15 protein-coding genes are annotated in these 20,110 nt (G+C 28.5%); 10 read left to right on the top strand and 5 right to left on the bottom strand.

The window, feature by feature from the left end:
* Nucleotides 1–368 precede the first annotated feature (368 nt).
* The 4 genes from H612_RS0107520 to H612_RS0107505 all read left to right on the top strand — a co-directional run bounded on the left by H612_RS0107520 (nucleotide 369) and on the right by H612_RS0107505 (nucleotide 6,377).
* Nucleotides 369–2,900 (top strand): transglycosylase domain-containing protein, encoded by a 2,532-nt coding sequence (locus H612_RS0107520; protein WP_027130886.1) that lies wholly within the window; start codon nucleotides 369–371, stop codon nucleotides 2,898–2,900.
* Nucleotides 2,901–3,154: 254 nt separating this feature from the next.
* Complete coding sequence (gene rapZ / locus H612_RS0107515) at nucleotides 3,155–4,015, top strand: RNase adapter RapZ (protein WP_027130885.1); 861 nt, start codon at nucleotides 3,155–3,157, stop codon at nucleotides 4,013–4,015.
* A gap of 5 nt (nucleotides 4,016–4,020) precedes the next feature.
* A complete protein-coding gene (locus tag H612_RS0107510; protein WP_027130884.1) occupies nucleotides 4,021–5,004 on the top strand; it encodes a gluconeogenesis factor YvcK family protein in 984 nt (327 codons plus the stop codon).
* 23 nt (nucleotides 5,005–5,027) lie between these two features.
* Nucleotides 5,028–6,377, top strand: coding sequence for a glucose-6-phosphate isomerase (locus tag H612_RS0107505; RefSeq protein ID WP_027130883.1), 1,350 nt, complete (start codon nucleotides 5,028–5,030; stop codon nucleotides 6,375–6,377).
* A gap of 122 nt (nucleotides 6,378–6,499) precedes the next feature.
* Here the strand turns inward: H612_RS0107505 and H612_RS0107500 are convergent, their stop codons facing one another.
* The 3 genes from H612_RS0107500 to H612_RS0107490 are packed head-to-tail and all read right to left on the bottom strand — an operon-like array spanning nucleotide 6,500 to nucleotide 8,725.
* The gene (locus H612_RS0107500; RefSeq protein WP_027130882.1) at nucleotides 6,500–7,324 is read right to left on the bottom strand and encodes a MetQ/NlpA family ABC transporter substrate-binding protein; all 825 of its coding nucleotides are present in this window, start codon (nucleotides 7,322–7,324) and stop codon (nucleotides 6,500–6,502) included.
* 2 nt (nucleotides 7,325–7,326) lie between these two features.
* The gene (locus H612_RS0107495; protein ID WP_027130881.1) at nucleotides 7,327–7,998 is read right to left on the bottom strand and encodes a methionine ABC transporter permease; all 672 of its coding nucleotides are present in this window, start codon (nucleotides 7,996–7,998) and stop codon (nucleotides 7,327–7,329) included.
* Entirely contained in the window at nucleotides 7,991–8,725 is a 735-nt protein-coding gene (locus H612_RS0107490) for an ATP-binding cassette domain-containing protein (protein WP_027130880.1), read from the bottom strand. Before H612_RS0107490 ends, H612_RS0107495 begins: the two co-directional genes overlap by 8 nt.
* A gap of 268 nt (nucleotides 8,726–8,993) precedes the next feature.
* Between H612_RS0107490 and H612_RS0107485 the strand changes: the two genes are divergently transcribed.
* Both H612_RS0107485 and H612_RS0107480 read left to right on the top strand, forming a co-directional pair.
* A complete protein-coding gene (locus H612_RS0107485; protein WP_027130879.1) occupies nucleotides 8,994–9,998 on the top strand; it encodes a LacI family DNA-binding transcriptional regulator in 1,005 nt (334 codons plus the stop codon).
* Nucleotides 9,999–10,007: 9 nt separating this feature from the next.
* Nucleotides 10,008–10,805 (top strand): Cof-type HAD-IIB family hydrolase, encoded by a 798-nt coding sequence (locus tag H612_RS0107480; protein WP_027130878.1) that lies wholly within the window; start codon nucleotides 10,008–10,010, stop codon nucleotides 10,803–10,805.
* 147 nt (nucleotides 10,806–10,952) lie between these two features.
* Here H612_RS0107480 and yidC read toward each other — a convergent pair whose 3' ends face one another.
* Together yidC and H612_RS0107470 are read right to left on the bottom strand one after the other, a co-directional pair.
* The gene (gene yidC, locus H612_RS09330) at nucleotides 10,953–11,831 is read right to left on the bottom strand and encodes a membrane protein insertase YidC (protein WP_051210189.1); all 879 of its coding nucleotides are present in this window, start codon (nucleotides 11,829–11,831) and stop codon (nucleotides 10,953–10,955) included.
* A gap of 138 nt (nucleotides 11,832–11,969) precedes the next feature.
* A complete protein-coding gene (locus H612_RS0107470; protein ID WP_027130877.1) occupies nucleotides 11,970–13,493 on the bottom strand; it encodes a ClC family H(+)/Cl(-) exchange transporter in 1,524 nt (507 codons plus the stop codon).
* A 232-nt stretch (nucleotides 13,494–13,725) separates the two neighbouring features.
* Here H612_RS0107470 and H612_RS0107465 point away from each other — a divergent pair, with 232 nt between their 5' ends.
* The 4 genes from H612_RS0107465 (at nucleotide 13,726) to H612_RS0107450 (ending at nucleotide 20,083) form a co-directional block, all read left to right on the top strand.
* Nucleotides 13,726–14,451 (top strand): rhodanese-like domain-containing protein, encoded by a 726-nt coding sequence (locus tag H612_RS0107465; protein ID WP_027130876.1) that lies wholly within the window; start codon nucleotides 13,726–13,728, stop codon nucleotides 14,449–14,451.
* Nucleotides 14,452–14,705: 254 nt separating this feature from the next.
* Nucleotides 14,706–15,908 carry a glycosyltransferase family 4 protein gene (locus H612_RS0107460; RefSeq protein ID WP_027130875.1) on the top strand — a complete coding sequence of 401 codons (1,203 nt, stop codon included), beginning with the start codon at nucleotides 14,706–14,708 and terminating at the stop codon, nucleotides 15,906–15,908.
* 97 nt (nucleotides 15,909–16,005) lie between these two features.
* Nucleotides 16,006–18,627 (top strand): DNA polymerase I, encoded by a 2,622-nt coding sequence (gene polA, locus H612_RS0107455; RefSeq protein ID WP_027130874.1) that lies wholly within the window; start codon nucleotides 16,006–16,008, stop codon nucleotides 18,625–18,627.
* A gap of 196 nt (nucleotides 18,628–18,823) precedes the next feature.
* The gene (locus H612_RS0107450; RefSeq protein ID WP_027130873.1) at nucleotides 18,824–20,083 is read left to right on the top strand and encodes a Glu/Leu/Phe/Val family dehydrogenase; all 1,260 of its coding nucleotides are present in this window, start codon (nucleotides 18,824–18,826) and stop codon (nucleotides 20,081–20,083) included.
* Nucleotides 20,084–20,110 lie beyond the last annotated feature (27 nt).

The raw sequence follows: 20,110 nt of genomic DNA, 5'->3' as shown, positions 1-20,110 counted from the left end.
AAAATTATCATCACTTTGTAAAATTTTAAGATTAAAAGACTTCAGTGAAAAACGACACTGAAGTTTTTTAATTTAATATAAAGTAAAATTAATATAATCTTAAATTAGATAATGGTTCATAAAGGAATGAATTATCTTGATTAGTGCAAAATGTTCGTTGGTGTGGTGTATGTTATAAGGTAGGATGTATTATTTTTAGTTTGTATATTAAATAACAGTGACAAAAATATTAAATAATAATTAATATTATGGAATATTATATTTAGAAAATTGATTTTTTTTTTAATATACATTAAAATTAAGTATGATATAATTAAAACAGAAATTTTAAATATTGATAAAATATTGAGTTAAAGAAAGGGTATATTATGGCAGAAAATAATAATGAGCGTTTATCAAGAAGAGATAGGCACTCGCAAGAAAGAAAAAGTGTGATGCCAGGTGGCTATATATCTAGAAATAGTAGCACGGGAAATGAACAACGTAAAAAAGCTATAAATGAAGAAATAATGAGAAGAAGTGGACAAAGACCGAAAAATAGTCAAAATCCAAGTAGCAAAAATAGGAATACAGCTATAAATCCTAATCAGAAACAAGTACCACCAAGGCAACAAACAAGGGGTACTTCAAATGGAAATAATTTTGGGAATCCTAATAATAGAGATTTAGGAAGTGGTAAAAATAGAATTAGTGCACCTAATCCTAAAAAGAAAAATAAGAACATATGGATGCGTATTTTGAAATATGGATTGTATGCAGCAAGTGTTGCAATCATTTCTTTATTTTTCTTATGTGTATTTTGGATTTATCAGGCACCAGCTTTCGATTCGAAAATTTTAGATAATAATTCGAGAACTATAGTCTATGATGTTAATAATAACGAAGTAGCAAAATTAGGAAATCAAGTTGGAGAAAATCTTGAGACTTCTGATATTCCGCAGCAGATACAAGATGCAATTTTGGCGACAGAGGACAATAGGTTTTTTGAACATGGTGCTGTAGATTTTAGACGTCTAGTGGGAGCAGTGGTATCAAATCTTACTAGTGGTTTTGGATCACAAGGAGCTTCAACGATTTCACAACAGCTTATAAAAAGAACATTTTTAGATGATAATAAGAGTGTAAAACGTAAAGTGCAAGAGGCGTATTTGGCATACAAACTAGAACAAAATTATGATAAAGAGTCTATTTTTACAATGTATGTAAATAGAATTTATTATTCAGATGGTGTCTATGGACTAAAAACAGCAGCGAAATATTATTACAATAAAAACTTGAATCAATTAACTTTACCACAGATTGCATTATTAGCTGGTATACCTCAGCATCCAAATACGTATAATCCATATGATAATCCAGAAGCTGCAAAGGCACGTAGAGATACTGTACTTTACTTGATGAAATATCATGGGAAAATCACAGAAGCAGAAGCTAATGCTGCACAACAAACAGATGTTTTAAGTGGAATAGTTTCTAGAGATAAAAATAATAGAGGAATACTTTCTAGTGAGTTTGATTCAAAACATACATCATATATGAATCAAATAGTAACAGAACTAAGAAATAGCAAAGAATATAAAGACTATGAAGGTGATGTACTGAATCTAGGATTAAAGATATATACTAACTTTGATCCTAAAATTCAAAATTCTTTAAGTGATAGTGTTAATGCTAATTATGCTGGAATAAAGCAAGCTAGTAATGTAGCTATGGTAGTTTTAAATAACGAAAATAGTGGAATTGCTGCCTTATATGGTGGGAAAAACCAAACTTTTAATGGATATAATATTGCAACTCAAGCGAAACTGCAACCAGGATCATCAATAAAACCAATTTTGGCTTATGGACCTGCGGTAGAATATTTAGGCTGGGGATCTAGTCAGACAATTAATGATAGTCCAATTCAAGGAACTCAAATACAAAACTGGGATAGACAATATCATGGTAATATTACAATGAATAACGCACTTGTTTGGTCATATAATATTCCAGCTATAAAAACATATCAACAGGTTGGATTTGATAAAGTAAAACAATACGCTTCTAATGTAGGAATGAATATAACAGATGATTCATTAACAACACCTATTGGAGGAAGTAGTGATGGTTTTTCACCACTTCAGATGGCTGGAGCATATGTACCGTTTAGTAATGGTGGATACTATGCAACACCTAAAGCAATTAAAAAGGTATATGATAATGAAGGTAGCGAAGTAAAAAGTTTTAGTACGGATGATAGAAAGCGAGTTATAAAAGAATCAACAGCATATATAATGACGTCTATGCTAAGAAATGTTGTAAATGGAACTGCGACAAATTCAAGAATAACTGGTGCAGATATGGCTGTTAAAACAGGAACAACAACATTTGGAGAAGCGGAAGCAACAAAATATGGATTTGATATTAATAATTATTCAAAAGATTCTTGGACAATAGGTTATACTAGCAATTATACAATGGCGGTATGGCAAGGATTTGATACGATTGATGGACCTACTAAGTACATGACGCAACAAGATACTCAAAAAACTCAGGCGTTATATAGAATAAATATGCAAAATATTGTTCGAATGTATCCGCCTAAAGGTTTTTCAGTTCCTAATAATGTAGGTTCAATAAATGGTGGGGTAAGAGTTATAACAGAAAGCGAACGTCGTGAGATAGAGGAACAACAAAGACGTGCTAGAGAAGAAGCAGCAAGGACTAGAGAACAAAATAGAAGTAGCAACAGTGATAACAATGATGATGATAATCAAAGTAATAATTTTGATAATAATTCTAGTAGACAAAATAATAACTCTACAAATAATTCCGGAAATAGTTCAAACTCGAATTCTTCAAATACTTCAAGAAATAATTCTATAAATGGGAATGATAACCAAAATTCCAATAATAATTAACAGTAAATAAAAAATAGGAGGGTGGAATAGAACTTTATGAAAATTAAAAATTTAGGTTCTTATTCCACTCTTCTTTTGTTAAAGATATTTTTGAAAATACTACACAAAAATCAATATTTAGTGTACAATAGAGTGTAGATTTTTGTATGATTTAATTTTAAATTTGTACTTTAACTAGTTATAATGTTAGATTTTTTGTTAGAGACCAACAGTATAAAAAGTTATAAAATTATCAATTCAATGGATGTGAAGATATGAAAAAAAAATTAGTAATAATTACTGGTATAAGTGGGGCAGGAAAAAACACAGCACTGGAAATTTTTGAAAGTCAAGGTTATTTTTGTACTGATAATTTACCAGGACTGTTAGTTGAGGATTTTTTAAGAATAATTGAAGAAAAAGATATAAATAAAACAGCAATAAGTATAGATATAAGAAGTAAACATCTTTTTGTTGATTTAAAAGAATTATTAAAAAAAATTCAGCAGAGAGAATATTTTGATATCAAAATAATATTTTTAGATAGTGAAGATCAGATATTAGTCAATCGCTACAAAGAAACTAGAAAAAACCATCCTCTTTCAATGAAGTTTAGCCTTTTAGAAGGAATTAAACGAGAAAGAGAAGTAATGGAAGATGTAAAAGGAATAGCAAATTATATATATGATACCACTAATTTTTCAGTAAAAGATTTACAAAAGAAAATTTTGGAAGATTTCAATATTGAGAAAAAAGATAGTTATCATATTAATATATCTAGTTTTGGATATAAGTATGGTATACCTATAGATGCTGATAATATTTTTGATGTAAGATTCTTAAAAAATCCTTTTTATATAAATGAACTTCGTGAAAAAAGTGGTCAAGATGAAGAGGTATTTAATTATGTATTTTCTGATGAAGTTACAATAGAATTTTATGAAAAATTTAAAAATTTAATTTGTTACATGATTGATAAATATCAATATGAAGGGCGAGATAAGGTTGCAATAGCAATCGGTTGTACTGGTGGGAAACATCGCTCAGTAAGTCTTGCACGTAAACTACATGAGGATATTTCTAGTTTAGGATATAAGGTTTATCTTGAACATAGAGATATAAACAAGGGAAGGTAGCACCGATGAGAGAAAGAGTAAAAGTCGTAGCTATTGGTGGTGGTACAGGACTATCGGTTCTTTTAAGAGGATTGAAAAAATATCCATTAGACATAACAGCAATAGTTACAGTAGCAGACGATGGGGGAAGTTCTGGAAAAATTCGAAGTGATATGAATATCCCATCACCAGGGGATATAAGAAATGTAATAGCAGCTTTATCTGACACTGAACCATACCTAGAGAGAATGTTTCAATATAGATTTGATTCTGGTGAAATAAAGGGGCATCCTGTAGGAAATTTGATGATTGCAGCAATGACTGATATTCATGGGGATTTTACCACAGCAGTAAAAGTTATGAGTAAAATTTTAAATGTAAGAGGAACGGTTTTACCAACAACAAATGAAATTGCAACACTTAATGCAGTTTTAAAAACTGGAGAAATTATAAGAGGTGAGTCATCAATAACGAGCGCAGGTGGTCAAATAGATCATGTTTATATAACACCAACAAAGGTAAAACCCAATGAAGATGTCTTAAAAGCAATTGAAAATAGCGACTACATAGTTATGGGACCAGGAAGTCTTTATACTTCAATAATTCCCAATTTAGTAGTGTCAAAAGTAGCAGAAAAAATAAAAGAAAGTAAGGCGAAAAAAATATATGTTTGTAATGTAATGACTCAACATGGGGAGACAGATAATTATACTGTATCTGATCATATAAAAGCAATAAACAAACATGTAAATGCTAATATTTTTGATATCGTAATAGCAAATTCAAGAAAATTTGATGAAAAAGTTTTATCAATCTATAAAGAAGTAAAACAAGAGATGGTTGTGGTTGATAGAGCGGAAATAGAGAAGTTAGATATAAGAATAATAGAAAATGATAATGTAGGTATAGTAGAGAATGATGTGATTAGACATAATACAGAAGAAGTTTCTGAATTAATTTATAATTATATTATAGACGATAAGCCAACAATCATTTATAATAAAAAGTAAAGTTATATAGAAGGAGAAAAAGAATGCATTTAAATTTTGATTATTCAAAAGCGTTAAACTTTTTTAATGAACAAGAAGTGAAAAACATGGAAGGTTATGTAAAAGTTGCTCATGAAGCATTACATAATAAAACAGGAATAGGGAATGATTTTTTAGGTTGGTTGGATCTTCCAACAAATTATGATAAACAAGAATTTGCTAGAATTAAAGAAGCTAGTAAAAAGATCCAAAATAATTCTGACATACTAGTAGTAATTGGAATTGGTGGTTCATATTTAGGTGCTCGTGCAGCTATAGAAATGCTAAATGATAGTTTTTATAACTTTTACGAAAAAGATAGAAAAACTCCACAAGTATTTTTTGTAGGACATACTATTTCTTCAACTTATACACAAGAGTTAATAAATTATATTAAGAATACAGGAAAAGATTTTTCTGTTAATGTAATTTCTAAATCTGGAACAACTACAGAACCAGCTATTGCATTTCGTATTTTTAAAGATTTATTAGAAGAAAAATATGGGAAAGAAGGAGCAAAAGAAAGAATTTTTGCTACTACTGACAAACAACGTGGTGCATTAAAATCATTAGCGGATGATGAAGGGTATGAAACTTTTGTGGTGCCTGATGATGTTGGTGGGCGTTTTACAGTATTAACAGCGGTAGGATTGCTACCAATAGCTGTTAGTGGTATTGATATTGATAAAATGATGGCAGGGGCAAAATTAGCACAAGATGAATTAGCCACTAGTAATTTGTCAGAAAATATTGCCTATCAATATGCAGTAATGAGAAATATTCTTCAACAAAAAGGAAAACTAATTGAAATACTAGTTTCTTATGAACCTTCAATGGTATATTTTAATGAATGGTGGAAACAACTTTATGGTGAATCTGAAGGAAAAGATGGTAAAGCATTGTATCCATCAAGTGTTTGTTTTTCAACAGATTTACATTCTATGGGACAATATGTTCAAGAAGGAAGAAGAATTTTATTGGAAACTATACTTAAAGTAAAAACTCCTAATGAAGATATTGAGCTAAGAGAAGCTGATAATAATCTTGATGGACTTAATTATCTAGCAGGAAAAACCATGGACTTTGTTAATACAAAAGCATTTGAAGGAACACTTCTTGCTCATACAGATGGAGGAGTGCCTAATTTTGTAGTTGAACTACCTGATATGAGCGAATTTACATTTGGATATTTAGTTTATTTCTTTGAAAAAGCAGTAGCAATTTCTGGGTACATGCAAGGATTGAATCCATTTGATCAACCTGGTGTAGAAGCATATAAGAAAAATATGTTTGCATTATTAGGAAAACCTGGTTTTGAAGATTTAAGAAAAGAACTAGAAGAAAGATTAAAATAAAAGAGAAATTATAAATAGTTTTTTTGATAAATTTTAATGTATAATTAAATGCTATTTAGTAGAATTTTTTCTACTAAATAGCATTTAAAAATTATGGATTAAATTTATTTTAAAAATTAACGTTAGAATGCAGGTGTTGCATGTCCTTTCAATTTCTCGTTAATAAAGTTTTTAATTTTTTCACTAGCTAATGCTTTTTTTATGGCTTTTATTGTATCAGAGTCTTTGTTATCTTCTCTAGCTACTAAAGATACTGCAAATGTTGAGTCTTTTTGGTCTTCAACTAGCAGTCCATCTTTGCCGGGAGTTAGGTTAAGCTTAGCGATATATGTAGGATAGTTGAATACTAAATCTTTTTCGTTATACGCTTCGTTTAGGTTAAGCAAGCTAACTTCTGTAAACTTAAGATTTTTTGGATTCTCTTTAATATCTTTAGTTGTAACTGTATAGCTGTTAGGATCATTAAGAGTAATAACTTTTCCATTATGCAATAAACGAAGTGAACGTGCCATGTTAGTTGGATCAGATGGGATAGCTACATCAGCGCCATCTTTCAAGTCTTTAATATCTTTGATATTTTTTGAGTAAAATGCAACTGTTGCGTTATAGATTGGTTGAACTGTCACAAGATTTGCATTATTTTTTTGATTGAATTGTTCCATAAATGGTTTATGTTGGAAAAAGTTTGCATCAACTTCTTTATTATTCAGTGCGACATTTGCTTGAACGTTATCCGATACTTTTACAATTTCAAGATTATAGCCTTCATTTTTAAGATCATCTTTAATCATTTCTAGCATATCTGTCATTGGTGTGGTATGTGATGCAACTTTAATAGTCACATTTTCTTTTTTTTCTGTATTATTAGAATTAGTTTTGCTTGAACAAGCAGTTAGTATAAGTGCAAGAGTTAATAAACATGCACAAATTGAAAAAAATTTTTTCATCGTTATTTCTCCTTTTTATTTATATAGTTTTTTGCTAATCCATAACCTATTGATTGAATAATGAAAACATAGATAATAAATATAATAACAACTAAATACATTAGATTATAATTATATTCTTGGTAGCCATATCTAAAAGCAAATTCTCCTAGGCCACCAGCTCCAATTACTCCCATAACTGTAGAATATGAAAGTAAACTTATAGTAACGGATGTAAATGATAAGATTAAATCAGTTTTTATAGATGGAAGCAAGAAATATCTTATTATTTGTAATTTTGTAGCTCCCATACTTATTGCTCTATCAATGATTTTTTTTGGGACATTAAGTAGAGCTTGTTCAACAAAACGAGAGTAAATGCTAATAGAAACAAGAGCTAGTGGTAAAGTAGCAGCTAGGTTTCCAAATGAAGTTTTAAATAAAAATCTACTTATTGGGATTAAAATAAAAATAAATATTAAAAATGGAACACTGCGTAATGCATTAAGCATAATGCTAAATAGTTGATAAATAAATTTATTTTTTAATAAATAATCTTTTTTTAGTGAAAATAATAAAATCCCAAGAGGTAGTGAAAAAACTAGACAAACAATCATTGATATTGCCATCATAAAATTAGTTTCCCAAAATGCTTTGATAATACCTTCTGAATTTGCTTTTAATAAATCAATCATTTAACAAAAACTCCTTTACATGATTGTAGTAATCTTCATTATAATCTTTACCATTATTTTTTTTAGGAATAATGACATCTTTTATAGTAGAGTTATCAATAACAATAACTTTATCACAGAAATTTTTTAAAAGTGATAAACTATGTGAAATCATAAGAATAGAAATATCTGTAGTTTCTCGAAGTTTGTCCAACAATGAAAAAATTTCTTTTTCGCTGTTAGTATCAAGAGCAGAACTTATTTCATCACAAAGAAGTAATTCAGGTTCTTGCAAGAGAGCCATAGCTATTGCAACTTTTTGCTGTTCGCCACCACTTAAACTGCCACAAGGATTATTTCTTAACCTGGAAATATTCATAAATTCTAGAATATTGTTAATTTTATTATTATTTATTGCGATTTTATTAAGTTTGTATACTAAACTTAGATGATAGTAAACACTTTTATTATCAAGAAGGTTAGAGTTTTGAAAGATATAAGCTAGATTTTTTCTAGTACTTCTAAGTTCTCCTGTACTCATAGATTTTAAAGACTTATTTTTATAAAGTATATCTCCACTGTCATAACTAGTTATTCCATTAATCATTTTGAGAATTGTACTTTTTCCTGTTCCATTTCTTCCAATGATTCCAATAACTTCTCCTTTTTTTACAGAAAAAGATATATTTTCTATTTTAAAATTAGCATTTTTGTATTGTTTTGAAACATTTTTTAATTGGACTATCATAATTACCTCCAAAAAAAATATAACATTTTCAAAAAAGGTTTTCAAGGAAAATGCTTATATTGTATTATTATTTTTTTAAAACTCAAACAACTTTGAAAAGTTATTTTTTAGATATTTTACAGTATTGTACTAAGAAATACTATAAAATAAATAATACAATTATATGGAGAGGATTGTGTGAAAATAAAAAGAAAGTCATCTTTAATTTTTCTTTATTTATTTTGCTTGATGGTTTATAATTAAAAGTAGCTTTTTAAGGAGGTATCTTATGAAAAAATTAACAATAGTAGATATAGCAAAAATGGCTGGAGTAGGGACTACTACTGTTTCAAGATATTTTAATGGTGGAAATTTAAAAAAAGAAACTAAAGAAAGAATAAAAGAAATTGTTGATAAATATAATTATACGCCTAATACATTTGCAAAAGCATTAAAAAGTAATGATAGTAAAATTATTGGAGTAATAGTACCTTGTCTACATTCGTATGTAAGTGCAAATACACTTAAGTATATTGATAGAAATTTAAAGGAAAATAAATATGAAACTCTGATTATGAATGCAAATTTTGAAGAAGAAAAACAACTTGAATATCTTAAAAAATTAGCACGAATGAATGTTGATGGAATTATTTTGCTGCCGACAACGATGAGTAAAAGTTATGAAAGTACAATAAAATCTATAGATGTGCCTGTTGTTCTTTTGGGACAAGAAGGGGAATATACGTACAGTGTTGAGTATAATGATTTTAACGCTGCAAGAGATCTGACAAATTTTGTTTTGGCTAATGGGCATAAAAAAATTGCATATCTTGGAGTAGGTGAAGAAGATGTTGCCGTAGGTTATTATAGAAAACTTGGGGTAATACACACATTAGAAAAATATGATCTTACTCCTAAAAATATAATGTTAACCAATTTTGGAATGGAAGATGGTTACAGATTGGTTAATGAAAATATAGAAAAATTAAAAGAAGATACCTGTTTAATTTGTGCTACTGACAATTTAGCATATGGAGCAATAAAGGCATTAGAAAAAAATGGTTTTAGTGTGGGTAGTGATTATTCGGTTGCAGCTTTCGGAGATTACGCTTCTTCTGCACTTTTAAAATCTCCACTTACAACAATAAAATTTGATTTAGAAGATGCTGCGAAAAAAACAGTGAATATGCTTCTTGATGTCATAAAAAAAGAAGAAACTGATATGAAGATTTTAATAGGTTATGAGTTGAAAACTAGGAGCAGTGTCGTAGATTTAAATAATTATAGAAAGTAGAGAAAAAAGATGACTAAGGTTAAAGCAATATTTTTTGATATAGATGGAACAATAAGAAGTTTTAATACAAAAACTATTCCAGAAAATACTAAGAATACTTTGAAGAAATTAAAAGAAAAAGGAATAAAAATTTTTGTGGCTACGGGTCGAGCACCTTTTCACATAAGATTTTTAGATGATTTGTTAGATTTTAAATTTGATGGGTACATTACAATAAATGGGCAACATTGTTTTTTGAATACTGGGGAAATACTTCATGATAATATTTTGTCAAAAGAAGATATAAAAAATGTACTTCCGTATATTAAAAAAAATAACATAGCCTGTGATTTTACTCTACTGGATGAAGCATTTATGAATATGAAAAATAATAGGGTAAAATGGTTAGAAGATGAATTAGGAGATAGTCAGCGATTTGTAGTTGATAAAGATTATTATAAAAAATCTTTAGAAAATAAAATATATCAGCTTAATGTTTTTGTTCCAGAAGAAGAGGAAAAAGACTTTTTAGTATATATGCCAAATTCAAAAACAGCACGTTGGACAACGCATTTCACCGATGTCATTCCGAAAGATGGGGGCAAAAATTTTGGTATAGATGCAGTTATAAAACATTTTGGCATAAAATTAGAGGAAACTCTGGCTTTTGGTGATGGTGGTAATGATATAGATATGTTGAAACATGCTGGTATTGGTATTGCGATGGGAAATGCACGTGAAGATGTAAAAGAGGTTGCAGATTACATTACAACAAGTGTTGATAATGATGGGATAACTAATGCATTAAAACATTTTGGAATATTGTAATAAATAACAATATATTTAAATAATAAGTTTGGTAATTATACAAATAATAATTGAAATAGAAGAACTAAAAATAAAAAACCTTGAGATATTTTTTAATCTTCAAGGTTTTTAATATTTTATAATTAGATAACAATTTGTAAATGACTACTATCTTTTTACTAATTTTACTTTTTTATTATTAGGTTTAACAGAAACAGCTTTTGGAATATATGGTGGATATAATTTTTTCCCCAAAAGAGTTTGGAATACAACTAATAGACCACTTACTACAAAATATATTCCAATAGCTGCTACACTCGTATAAGTCATAAATGTCAACATGATAGGAGTTATCCACACTGTATTTTTGGAAATGTTCGCCATACTTTGAGCTTCTGGAGTATCTAAATTCATACTAGAGTTTTGCGTCATATTTCTAGAAATTTTTCCGACAAACATGTATATAATAAATACAAGGATTAAAATTATAAAAGATTTTTCTCCTAGTGATATAGAAAGAAATTTTGAATTTAAAATTTCCTTAGAATATATGGGATTTTGTAATGTAAAATACAGTGCAGTAACAAATGGAGCTTGTATAATTATAGGGATAATATTACCAAATGAAACAGGTTTACAATCATACTTTTTGTAAATACCAAAAATTTCTTTTTGTAAATCAGCTTGTTTTAATCTTAATTGTAGTTTTGCATCATTGTTAATGGCCTTTTTTTCATCTTCTTTTAATTTTTTTAATTTATTTTGAATCTCGGTTAGTTCTGGTTTTGCCTTTTCCATATTTATTGCAGAAGTTCGTTGATTTTTGTATGAACGTAGCATAAATGGTAAAATAATCCCTTTAACAAGCAATGTAATAATTATAATCGAAATTCCCCAATTCATTACATTTTTATTGATAAATGATAAAAGTAAATCCATATTTTTAGTGAAAGTATTGTAATAAAAACCACTAGTATCATGTGCGGAACAACCAGTAATAAAAAATGAAATTAATGTAATAGAACATAAAGTTAAAAATTTTTTCATTATAAAGTCTCCTAAAGAAATATATATAGTTATTATAACATTAAAAATAAAAAAAAAAACATAAATTTAATTTATGTTTTTTAAATTAAGTATAAATTATACATTGATAAATGTAATTATTTTTTAGATTAAATTTGTTTATTCTTTAAATTTTTCTAGAAATTCATTTACGATATTTTTTGGCATAATAATGGTGAGTTTATCATTAGATAATAGCACAGTATTTCCTTTTGGGACTATTTCTTTACCTGAGCGTTCAATATTAGAAATAAGGGTGTTTTTAGTCCAGGGAATCTCACTAATATTTTTACCAATTAAAAAGCTATCATTGGAAATTGTAGTTACTAACTCAACTTCCATCTCAAGTTCATTATCTTCAAGATGATTAGATATAAGTATTCGTTCTAGTAAATATTCATAGACTGGTTTTGTTCCAAGAATATTAGCAGTAAAGTACGCAAATAAGCAACAAAGTGCGATAGGCAAAAAGTAATTTAACTTTTGTGTCATTTCAAAGAGTAGAATAATAGAGGTGATTGGACTTCGAACTATTGCTGTTAGATATCCTGACATAGCGAGAATTATAAATAACGCTGTATATTTATTATCAAAAAAGTTGCTAAATAATGTTCCAAGTACTGCTCCTTGAATCAGAATAGGAAGGAATATTCCACCAGCTACTCCAGATGTGAAAGAAATTAATGAGAATAAAGTCTTGATAAAGTATAAAATTAATAAAAACGAAATACTGAACTTATGCTCAAGTAAAATTTCTACCAAACTGTGACCACTTCCTAGTACTATTGGATAGAAAATAAAAAGTACAAAAGAAATAATAAATGCAACTTGTGGTCGAAAAACAATATTTAAATTTAATTTTTCATATATTTTAAATAGTATTTTTATTACTATGTTGTAAAATGTCCCAAATAAACCGAGAAGAATACCAAGTAAGGCAATCCATGGATAGATTGTTACTTCGACAAAACCAATTTCTGGAAATGTAAATACCGCTGAAAGTCCAAATATATATTGACCAATAATATTGGCAACAACAGCAGCACTGAAACAACAAATAATAATTTTTTTGGTGACATGTTTATGGACTTCTTCTATAGAAAATAATACACCAGCAAGTGGCGCCCCAAATGCAATAGAAAGACCGGCACTAGCACCACAAGTTATTAAATATTTTTCATTAACACTATTTTTTTTAAGAACTCTTGAAATAAGCTTTCCACTCATAGCACCAAGCTGAATAGATGGTCCTTCACGACCAAGTGATAATCCCCCTAAACTGGCAGTAAGACCTCCGGTAATTTTATAAATTAAAACACGCAATGGATTTGAGTTTAATCTTCCTGTTATTTCTGCAGAGACTTGAGGAATACCACTGCCACTTGCCATAGGTTCTTGTTTTAAAAGGAATCCTGAAACTAAACCAAGTATTATCAACACAAAAAGTAGTCCAACTTTTAGAAAAAAACCATTCTTTACAAATTCAACAACAAAATGAACTATCTTTTCACTATAACCTATAAGCAATCGGTAAATTGCACCAACAATTCCTGCTAAAATACCAACGAGAACTCCATCAATAAGTAAGGAAGATTCAATTTTTAAATTTTTGTTTTCTATATTGCTTATTTTATTAATCTTCATGACCTACTCCCTTCATAACAATAATTTTAATATAAAAAACAGGGATAATTTATTATAAATTTTATTTGTTCAATGAGAAATTTTTTTCTTATAATGAAAATTATTGTAGATAATCATAATAATATTCTACTCCTATTTTAAAAAAAAATCAAAAAAATTTTTAATTAGATTTATACATTACAAAAAACATGAAAGTGTGATAGAATATAGGTAAGTAGAAAGGAGTATATAAATGAATATATTATTAATTGTGGTAGCAATTTTACTTGTTATTGTAGTAGGACTATATGCCTTTTGGTTAAAGTTGAAAAAAGGTAAGCCTGGGAGAATTCAAGGAAGTGAAGTAGAGAAAAAAACATACGATGAGGCATTGGTAGTGGATGTCCGTTGGAGAAAAGAATATGCTAGAGGACACGCAATAAATGCTATTAATTTACCAATAAAACTGTTTAAAGATAATAGCGATGTGCTGGATGATTATAAAGATAAAGATATAATTTTATATTGTGTTGTTGATGTAACATCACGTAATACAGAAAAATTGTTAAGAGAACGTGGCTTTACAAAACTTCATATTGGGGATGGTATAAAACAATACGATTATGGAAAAGCAATTTATACAAATGTACTGATGTCTGAATTAAGATATCGAATTTCTAAAAGTTCAAATTATCAACTATTAAATTTAGGAGAGGAAATATTATCTGACAAAGAAATTAAGGTAAATGATAATGAGATAGATTTAATTTTAGAAAAACTAGATAAAGACTTAGAAGTTTTTGTTTACAATACTAATCCAGAAGATAGTAAAGAAGTTTGTGAAAAATTAGGACTTGCTGGATACACTGTTATAAATTTAATAGAACCATTTAATGCAAAAAAATATCGAAATACTTTTTATAATCCAAAAGATTATGAAGAAAATCCAAAAGATCAACCTGCTTCTGATTGTGGTTGAGCATAGAATAGAAAACGATAAGGTTATCGTTAAAAGTATTATCTGAAGAAATTAACAAGAATATAAAAGGAGCTGTTCGCTTTGTGAGCAACTCTTTTTTTGTTACTAAATATACAATTTAGAGTGGTGGATTTTCTTATTTCTTATTTAACTGAGGTTACTAAAGAGATAAATAATACCTTTATCATATTTAATTATTCTTTTCTATGTTATAATATTTAGATAAAAGAAAAAATAAAATGAGGATACCATTTATGAGAGTTTTACATGTTTTAGCACAATTACCAGTGAAAACGGGAAGTGGAGTATATTTTACCAATGTTATAGACGGTTTGAAAAATTATGAATTAGAGCAGGCTGCTATTTATGGAACAACACCTGATTATAATTTTAATATTGTAGATACAGTGTATGAAGTAGAGTTTGAAGGTCATGATATAGAATTTCCTATTGTGGGAATGAGCGATGTTATGCCTTACAATAATACTTTATATAAAGAAATGACAGAAGATATGATGAATTCTTGGCAAAGAGCATTTAGAGAAAAATTATTAAAAGCCAAAAGAGAATTTAATCCAGATGTTGTCATTACGCACCACTTGTGGATATTGAGTTCAATCGTTTGTGAAATTTTTGAAGATAAAAAAATTATCGCAATTTGTCATAATACGGATATTAGACAGGCAGAGAAAAATCCTGATATAAAAAATAAGTATGTTTTAAATTTAAAAAAATTAGATAAAATATTAGCCTTAAGTAGTGGACAAATTGACGAAATAGTAGAAATTTTTGATTATCCTAAAGAGCACATAATAAATATAGGTGCAGGATATAATGAAAAAGTCTTTTATCCATTAGAGAAATATACAAGGAAAGAAAAAATTGAGATTTTATATGCTGGAAAATTTGATGAATCAAAAGGTTTTTTTGAACTAATAAAAGCATTTAGAAAATTGGAAATTTTAAGAAATGACATTGAATTAGATTTAATAGGAGCTATAAAAGACGAAGATAGGGAACGAATTTTTGGCTTAATAGGAGATTCTAAAAATATTAAAATCTATAATGCACTTGATCAAAAACATTTAGGCGAGATTATGAGGCAAAAAGATATTTTTATCTTGCCGTCATATTTTGAAGGTTTAGGGCTTATTGCTGTTGAAGCATTAGGAAGCGGATTGAGAGTTGTTGCTACAGAAATAGATGGTTTGATAGAATTTTTGGGTGATAGAATAAATAATTCAGATATTATAGAATATATCGCCATGCCAACAATTTATGATACTGATAAAGCTGTTGAAGAGGAAAAACCAGCTTTTATTAATAGAATAGTAGAAGCATTGGAACTTATGATAAACAGAACTAAAAAGGAACGAGAAATTCCTCACGAACTAATGGAAGAAGTGGAACGACATTCTTGGAAGAAAAAAATAGAAACAATTTATGATTTATTGTAGAATGTATCATAATGAAAAATATATTGGCAATATAGGAAAAAATTTAGATGTAATAATTTCGTTTGTAAAGTTATTGCGGGATAATTAGGAGAATAACATGGATAAGATAATTTTGGTAGATGGTAATAGTTTGAGTTACCGAGCTTTTTATGCTATGCCAGCTCTAAAGAATAAAAAAGGTTTGTATACAAATAGTGTATATGGATTTACTTTGATGCTTGAGAGAATTTTGGAAGATACAAAACCAAAGTATGCTTTAGTTGCTTTTGATAAGGGGAAAGAAACTTTCCGACATAAAACTTATGAGGCATATAAAGGGACACGTGATAAAACCCCAGATGAACTAGTAGAACAATTTGGATATATTAGAGAATTGATAGAGTCATATGGAATTAAGTATGAAGAACATTTTGATTATGAGGCTGATGATATTATAGGAAGCTATGCTAAATTAGCAGAAGAAGCGGGACTTGAGGTAATAATTGTTTCAGGTGACAAAGACTTAACGCAACTAGCAAGTGAAAGAATAACAATTTATTATACTAAGCGTGGTGTAACAGAAATAGATTACTATACACCAGAGTTTATTAAAGAAAAATATAATTTAGTACCAAAACAAATAATTGATATGAAAGGTTTAATGGGAGATAAATCTGATAATATTCCAGGAATAGAGGGGATAGGGGAAAAGACAGCTATAAAACTTTTATCAGAATATGAAAGTGTGGAAAATGTATTAGAAAATATTGATAATATAAGTGGAAAAAAACTGAAAGAAAGATTAACGTTAGGAAAAGAGGATGCTCTATTAAGCAAAAAATTAGCAACTATTTTTACAGATGTGCCACTTAATAATAAATTAGAAGATTTAACTTTTAAAGAAAATAGAAATAGAAAAGTAGAATTATTTGAAAAACTAGAATTTGTTTCATTTTTGAAAAAATTATCACAAGAGGGTAATGAACAAAATTCAGAAAAAAATAAAGAAGAAAAATTAAATATAATTCTAGCGACTGAAGATACAAAAATAGATTTTAATAGTGCAGCACTACATATAGAATGTTACACAGAAGATTATCATAATTCAGATGTGGTAGGAGTTGTAATTTATAACAATTCAGATATCTATATTTTTTCCGAAGATATCTTTTTTGCAAATTTAGATGTAAGAAATTATTTATTAAGTGAGAAAGATAAGATCGTATATGATTTTAAAAAAATATTGTTTATAGCGAAAAAATATAATCTTGATATTAATGGGAATATTTTTGATGTTAAAATTGCTTCTTATTTGGTTGATGTTACTTCAAAAACAGAAATTGATAAAATAGTTTTTAATTACTTAGGAAAAATACTTAGCAGTAATGAAGAAATTTATGGAAAAGGTGTGAAGCGTAGTCTTCCAACAGAAGATGTGTTAAATATTTACTTAGCACAAATCGCAAAGTATATTTTTGAATTAAAAGATGTTTTACTAGAAAAGTTGAAAGAAGAAAATATGATTTCCCTATATGAAAATATAGAGATTAGAGTGGCAAAAGTTCTTGCAAATATGGAATATGAGGGGATTTGTGTTAGTAAAAATGAATTAGAAAACATGAGTTGCGAGTTAGATGAGCGCATAAAAATTTTGGAGCAAAGTATCTACACATTAGCAGGTTCCGAATTCAATATTGCTTCTCCAAAACAATTAGGAGTAATTTTATTTGAAGATTTGGGATTACCAGTTATAAAAAAAACGAAGACAGGCTATTCCACTTCTGTAGAAATATTGGAGCAATTGCAAAGTAGTCATGATATAGTTCCATTAATTATGGAATATAGAGTTTTAACGAAATTAAATTCTACTTACGCAAAAGGGCTTATTAAGGATATAACGAGGGAAGGAAAAATACACACTCGCTATGAACAAACGTTAACACAAACGGGAAGACTATCCTCAGTAAATCCAAATCTACAAAATATTCCAACAAGAATTGAAGAGGGAAAGAAAATAAGAAAAGCATTTATTCCAGGTGGTGAAGATAGAGTAATATTATCAATAGATTACTCGCAAATTGAACTTAGAGTCCTTGCACATATTGCCGATGATGTAGGAATGATTAATGCTTTTAAACATGATGTGGATATTCATACAAAAACAGCAAGTGATGTAAATGGTATTAGTTTAGAAGAAGTAACACCTTCAATGAGAAGAGAAGCTAAGGCTGTGAATTTCGGAATAGTATATGGAATTTCTGATTTTGGACTATCAAATAATTTAGGAATAACTAGAAAAAGAGCAAAAGAATTTATTGAAAAATATTTAGAAACGTTTCCAGGTGTAAAAAAATATATGGAAGATATAGTAGAATATGCTAAGAAAAATGGTTATGTAGAAACACTATACAATAGAAGAAGAAATCTTCCAGAAATAAACTCAAAAAATAAAATGATAGTAAATCTTAATTCAAGAATTGCCATGAATACGCCGATTCAGGGAACTGCTGCTGATATAATCAAAATAGCAATGATTAATGTTTTTGACTATATTAATAAAAATAACCTTGACGCAAAATTATTACTTCAAGTTCATGACGAACTCATTTTTGATATTAATAAGGAGATTTTAGAAGATTTCACGAAAGAAGTAGTGAAAATAATGGAAGAGTCTGCTGATTTATCAGTAAAATTAAAAGCAGATTCGAGTAACGGTAAAAGTTGGTATGATGCTAAGTAAAAGACTAAACGGATAGTTTTTGATACTAGAATTTATAAAATTATAAGTAGTTTAATAAAAGTAATAGTAGAATAAAATATAAAAATATTCAATAAAAGTGTACAAATACATTTACAATCCCTTAAATAATTTGTTATAATATAAGGAGATACAATACATTTTTTAATGTAAATTTAAAAATTTAAGGAGAATTAGAATGAATAATAATCCATTAATTAATGCAAGAGAGCAAATAAAAAATGCTTGTGATATATTAGGTTATAAAGAAGAAGTGTATGAATCTTTAAAAGATCCTCAACGTTTTATAGAAATTTCTATTCCAGTGAAGATGGATAATGGAGAGGTAAAATATTTTAAAGGATTCCGTTCACAACATAATGATGCAATAGGACCAACTAAAGGTGGTCTTAGATTTCATCCGTTAGTAACAGGTGATGAGGTTAAAGCATTGTCAATATGGATGACTTTCAAGTGTGCAGTTGCAAATTTACCTTATGGTGGAGGTAAAGGTGGAATTATAGTAGATCCTAAAGATTTATCACAAGGAGAATTAGAAAGATTATCTCGTGGATATATTCGTGGATTATATAAATATCTTGGAGAAAAACAAGATGTTCCTGCACCAGATGTAAATACTAATGGTCAAATAATGTCGTGGATGATTGATGAATTTAATATCTTAACTGGTGAACAAGCTATAGGTACTTTGACAGGTAAGCCATTAGAATTAGGTGGTTCTTTAGGAAGAACACAAGCAACAGGACATGGTGTGGCTTTAGCAGCAAAATTAGCATTAGAAAAATTAGGGAAATCAGCCGAAAGAGCAAAAGTTGCTGTTCAAGGATTTGGTAATGTGGGTAGTTACACAGTAGATACTATCATTAAATATGGAGCAACGGTTGTTGCGGTGACAGAACGTGATGATAGTGGCGAACAATATGCAGTTTATCGTGAAGAAGGATTAACGTATAAAGAACTTCAAGATTGTAAAGATAATAAAGTTCGTTTCCACACATTACCAAAAACAAAACGTTTAACACTAGATGAGTTTTGGGCGTTAGATGTTGATGTACTTTGTCCATGTGCTTTGGAAAATGCTATTGACGAAAGAGAAGCTAAACTGATTAAAGCGAAAATTATTTCAGAAGGTGCAAATGGACCAGCTACATTAGCGGGAGATAAGGCATTGGAAGAAAGAGGAATTGTCGTAATTCCTGATATACTAGCAAATAGTGGTGGTGTAACTGTATCTTATTTTGAATGGGTACAAAATCTTCAAGGATATTACTGGTCTGAAGATGAAGTAGTTGAAAAACAAGATGTCGTTATGACAAAAGCATTTAATGATATTTGGGAAGTGAAGAATAGATTTTCTATTCCGATGAGAAAAGCTGCGTATGTTAATTCAATAGAAAAAATTGTAAAAAATATGAAACTAAAAGGGAAACTTAGCTAAGATATAATATATAAAAAATGACTATAC

The organism is Gemella cuniculi DSM 15828 (assembly GCF_000425665.1).
GTDB classification, from domain to species: domain Bacteria; phylum Bacillota; class Bacilli; order Staphylococcales; family Gemellaceae; genus Gemella; species Gemella cuniculi.
Note: the sequence above shows the minus strand (reverse complement) of the source record. Positions and strands in the feature narration are given on the sequence as shown.

Coding starts and splice junctions, on each gene's coding strand:
- H612_RS0107520 (WP_027130886.1), top strand. CDS start 369: ATGGCAGAAAATAATAATGAGCGTTTATCAAGAAGAGATAGGCACTCG.
- rapZ (WP_027130885.1), top strand. CDS start 3,155: ATGAAAAAAAAATTAGTAATAATTACTGGTATAAGTGGGGCAGGAAAA.
- H612_RS0107510 (WP_027130884.1), top strand. CDS start 4,021: ATGAGAGAAAGAGTAAAAGTCGTAGCTATTGGTGGTGGTACAGGACTA.
- H612_RS0107505 (WP_027130883.1), top strand. CDS start 5,028: ATGCATTTAAATTTTGATTATTCAAAAGCGTTAAACTTTTTTAATGAA.
- H612_RS0107500 (WP_027130882.1), bottom strand. CDS start 7,324: ATGAAAAAATTTTTTTCAATTTGTGCATGTTTATTAACTCTTGCACTT.
- H612_RS0107495 (WP_027130881.1), bottom strand. CDS start 7,998: ATGATTGATTTATTAAAAGCAAATTCAGAAGGTATTATCAAAGCATTT.
- H612_RS0107490 (WP_027130880.1), bottom strand. CDS start 8,725: ATGATAGTCCAATTAAAAAATGTTTCAAAACAATACAAAAATGCTAAT.
- H612_RS0107485 (WP_027130879.1), top strand. CDS start 8,994: ATGAAAAAATTAACAATAGTAGATATAGCAAAAATGGCTGGAGTAGGG.
- H612_RS0107480 (WP_027130878.1), top strand. CDS start 10,008: ATGACTAAGGTTAAAGCAATATTTTTTGATATAGATGGAACAATAAGA.
- yidC (WP_051210189.1), bottom strand. CDS start 11,831: ATGAAAAAATTTTTAACTTTATGTTCTATTACATTAATTTCATTTTTT.
- H612_RS0107470 (WP_027130877.1), bottom strand. CDS start 13,493: ATGAAGATTAATAAAATAAGCAATATAGAAAACAAAAATTTAAAAATT.
- H612_RS0107465 (WP_027130876.1), top strand. CDS start 13,726: ATGAATATATTATTAATTGTGGTAGCAATTTTACTTGTTATTGTAGTA.
- H612_RS0107460 (WP_027130875.1), top strand. CDS start 14,706: ATGAGAGTTTTACATGTTTTAGCACAATTACCAGTGAAAACGGGAAGT.
- polA (WP_027130874.1), top strand. CDS start 16,006: ATGGATAAGATAATTTTGGTAGATGGTAATAGTTTGAGTTACCGAGCT.
- H612_RS0107450 (WP_027130873.1), top strand. CDS start 18,824: ATGAATAATAATCCATTAATTAATGCAAGAGAGCAAATAAAAAATGCT.